Origin of the sequence: Shinella sp. NM-101, from assembly GCF_021401195.1 — a bacterium.
GTDB lineage: Bacteria > Pseudomonadota > Alphaproteobacteria > Rhizobiales > Rhizobiaceae > Shinella.
This window is the reverse complement of record NZ_JACBFT010000044.1, coordinates 1-3,827: the sequence shown is the minus strand read 5'-3', so window position 1 is coordinate 3,827 and position 3,827 is coordinate 1. Positions and strand designations below refer to the sequence as shown.

Annotated in this window: 1 protein-coding gene and 2 pseudogenes; 1 reads left to right on the top strand and 2 read right to left on the bottom strand. The window is 53.9% G+C overall.

The window, feature by feature from the left end:
• Nucleotides 1-68: 68 nt before the first annotated feature.
• Nucleotides 69-2,549, top strand: a complete 2,481-nt coding sequence (locus L0976_RS28445) for a DUF4238 domain-containing protein (protein WP_234190737.1) — start codon at nucleotides 69-71, stop codon at nucleotides 2,547-2,549.
• A gap of 197 nt (nucleotides 2,550-2,746) precedes the next feature.
• On the opposite strand, the pseudogene tnpA reads toward L0976_RS28445, so the two are convergent.
• Both tnpA and L0976_RS28435 read right to left on the bottom strand, forming a co-directional pair.
• Nucleotides 2,747-3,180: pseudogene (gene tnpA / locus L0976_RS28440) on the bottom strand (IS200/IS605 family transposase).
• Between the two features lie 216 nt (nucleotides 3,181-3,396).
• A pseudogene (locus tag L0976_RS28435) lies at nucleotides 3,397-3,741 on the bottom strand (IS5/IS1182 family transposase); the annotation flags it as partial.
• Nucleotides 3,742-3,827 lie beyond the last annotated feature (86 nt).

Sequence of the window (3,827 nt, the reverse complement as noted above, 5' to 3'; positions counted from 1 at the left end):
GCTGACGACTGCGGCCCGGATTTCTGTCTCATCTTCGCTTCCTTTGATAGAGCTACGATGAGCCGAAAATCCTCTCTTCTCAACTAAACCAGTTCTGTCTCAAGGGCGCTGATCCGGGACAGACACGCAACAACCACTATGTTCCGCAATGGTATCAAGAGGGTTTCTTTGAACCAAGTCGGAACAACTATTCGTATCTTGACTTGAACCCGCGTCAGCATACGCTGGCGGATGGTCGCGTGGTTACCGAGAAATCGAAATTTGTTTCACCAACGTCACGGGCGTTCTGCCAACGGGACTTGTATTCGACCTTCTTCGGCACGTCTGTGAATGACGAGATTGAGCGCAAGCTCTTCGGTGACATCGATACGCGCGGAGCACTCGCCGTCCGCGCCTTTGTGAGCGAAGATGTCAGCGAATGGCATCGTCATTTCACGACATTCTTCGAGTATCTCGACATCCAGAAAATCCGCACACCCAAAGGGCTCGACTGGCTCAGCGCACAGTACCCGAGCCTGACGCAGAACGACCTTATGTTCGAGATGCAAGGTATCTGCATGATGCACTGCACCATCTGGTCAGAAGGAGTTCGAGAGATCGTGTCGGCGCAGGACGCCGACGTCAAATTCATCGTAAGCGACCACCCGGTCACCATCTACAATCATGCGATCCCACCCGGTGCAAAGGGGAACGGCTATCCGAAAGAGCCTTCGATCGCGCTAAAAGGTTCGCAGACCATCTTTCCGCTTAACAGGGATTTTTGTCTCATCCTCACCAACCTCGAATATGCGCAAGACCATTCGGCTAACCCGCTTGAGAAACGGACCTTTGCCGGCAATTACCGGAACTCGATGGTGCGCACCGATGCATTTATCCGCACGCGCAAGCTGACGCGCGAGGAAGTCATTAGAGTCAATCGCGTGCTCAAGGCGCGAGCGAAGCGATATATCGCCGCCGGTAAAGAGGAATGGCTCTATCCGGAAACGTTGTCGATCGAAGCATGGGCCGATCTGCGTAGCGTCTTACTTCCACCCGAGAACGGTCTTTGGCACTTTGGCGGTGAAATGTTCGTCCGCTTTGATAGCGGTGAAGTCCGCTATCAGGACGCGTTTGGCCGAACTGAAAAGGAACGCGAGTTTCTCAAAAAGAAGCCGCCGCCGAAGCCTCCTCGCTTCCGTGATCTCTGCGGTTGTGGTTCTGGCCGATCGTTCGGCGCTTGTTGCGATCGCAAACCCGTTGCGCTCCGCCCCACATGGGAAGAGCGCAGTATTCGCGAGCGCAACTTGATGCTGTTCAATGGCATCTCCAAAATCCTTGGGATTGCCGACGACCGTGATTGGGTCACCGTGCGCCGCGAAATCACGGACGAGAAGATCAGAGAAGTCTACAGTCTCTACGATGCCTTGTGGCCTCGCGAAACAAATCTGCTGGCGATGTTGCCAAAGCCGGACGGTGAGGCACGCGCCATTTACACCGGGGTTCTGCATCCGTCGGTCATTTCGAACTGCGCACTCGGCCTATCTCTGTATTTCGATGAACTGCTGATCGAGCACCCCTTTATCCATCCACGGACAGTCAACAAGAAGTTCAGTCCGCTCGATTATCCCAAAATGTATCGGCAAGAATTCCTAAAGTCGGTCGTGCTTTTCATGGCAATCATGCCGCTCGTTGAGCAAGGACTTGTTACCCTGTTTCCCGACCCCTGTAATTTCGATTTCCACCTCCGCGACCAGATGTTCGAAATGGCCAAGTTCCGTTCGAATGGGAGGAAGGTCGATCCAAAGGAGGAAGCCGGGTTCACGGCGATGATAAAGGAGGAGCAGAAGCGGGGCATGTTGCTGTTGCCGCGCGAGGCGCTTCGGCGCCAAGTTCTCCGAGTTTCCCCTGAACTGAATGAAACGGCTGTGGGCGCTATTCTTGATAGTTTCGATACCCTTCGCGAAAGAGACCCTCTTGCAGTGCTGCAAGAGGGATCGCTCGATGGTGGTAAGGGCGGCGGACAACTCACTCCGTTTAAGATGGCTCCAAACTTTGAGATTACGATGTACCTTGCGCAAGCTACCGGCTCATGCATCGTGACCGACAGCGTATTCCGCTGGCGGGAGTTGATGGCCGCCGCTGGGCGCGGTAGTCAGGGAGTCGCGCCGCTTAGAGAGCTACAAGATAGCATAGAGTGCGCTGAGTTTGCTTTCCCAAACTATGTTCAGGAAATTGCTGTGCTTGCCGAACACGGGGTCTTTCGGGGTTATCCAGACCTCATGCGAAAGGTCTTTAAGTACATTTCGACACTTTCGGTGAGACGCTCAAAGCCCAATGTCGAAGCCAGCCTTAATGCTGGCTTCAGGCGCACCCATGCGTCAACGGTACCGGCCGCACAAAAATCGGGAGCTCATCTCTCACAGGCGCGTGTTTCATGCCTATGGCCAGCTGGTGGGATCCAGGACAATACCGTCAATCGACTCCTCTTAATGTCAAGCTCCGAGCACCACCTCGCGAGCGTGCCAATGGCTCTGTTTATTAAACGCAATGCGCCTGATCAGCAGGCATAGCTAACAAGGACGCTGACGTAAAAGTCCACCATCGTCTGCTTTCTGAGATCGCCAAACCGATATCTATGTCCGAGATGAGGGCGCACTCCTGCCATTCGCAACATGAGCAATGAGGGCCGGCGGGAAGTCATGACCTCCACCAGAGGTGGAGGTTTGAAACACTGCGCTCGAACCGCTAGAAGCGGTTTTGCTATGTGTTAGTAGCTACGATTAAAGAGGTCGGCAAAGTCAAAAGCTTTGTCGGCCTTTTCCTGATTACGGATATAGCGTCTGACGACCTGCTCATCATAGCCAGCCGTAGAGACGAAGTACCCACGCGCCCGAAAGTGATACCCCTTGTAGCGTCGTTTACGGGCATATTTGTTCGCCACGTAAATGGCCATCTTGCCTTTAAAAAAGCCGACGATCGAGGACACCGAGTATTTCGGCGGGATCGATATCAGCATGTGCACATGGTCGGGCATCAAGTGCCCTTCCCTGATTTCACACCCCTTTTGTCGAGCAAGACTATGCAGCAGTCACCCAACTCACGTCTTACGTCCCCGTAAAGGCGCTTTGTACGGTACTTACTCGCGAAGACCACATGATATTTGTAGTCCCACGTCGCGTGCGATTGTGATCGTTCGTCCATAAAACCTCCGTTCTATGTCTCGGCCAAACTAACGGTCCAAGCGCGGAGGTCTCTCAACGACAATGTAGAACACGTCCAGTCCTCCACCGAAGGTGGAGGTTTATTTAGTTCATAAACGGTATGCGGAAATTATTTCCGCATAGGAGAAAATTCTGCAGGTACTAAATCCGGGCCTGAGGACACGGTATCGCGAACGCTTAGAGTCCGTCCGAGAATTCATGATTGGCGCGCAATCCGCCTGACAAGTATCATGATGGATGCCGCGTAGAGGAACGCTGCGGCGGACTTGATGGTTGTTTCCGGGTCTTTCCATAGCCGTCGGTTTCGGCTTATCCAGGCGAAGAAGCGCTCGACGACCCAGCGCTTGCGATGAACCGCAAAGCTGACTTGATCCTTGGGCTTGCGGACAATCTCGACGTCGACAACCGTCGTATTCTGCGGCCTGTCACCCGAGTATCCCATATCGGCAAACGCCTTTTCGACGAACGGGAAGGACTTTCGCGACACCTGCAAGACCGGGATCGCTGTAAGCGGTGTTCTCAGACCATGGCCTTGAGGATCGGCTTCTCGGCATAAGCCCAGGGCATAAGGTCATCGATCCGGCCGTTGGGATGGCCGTTGACGACCCTCGTGATCACGTCGGTAAG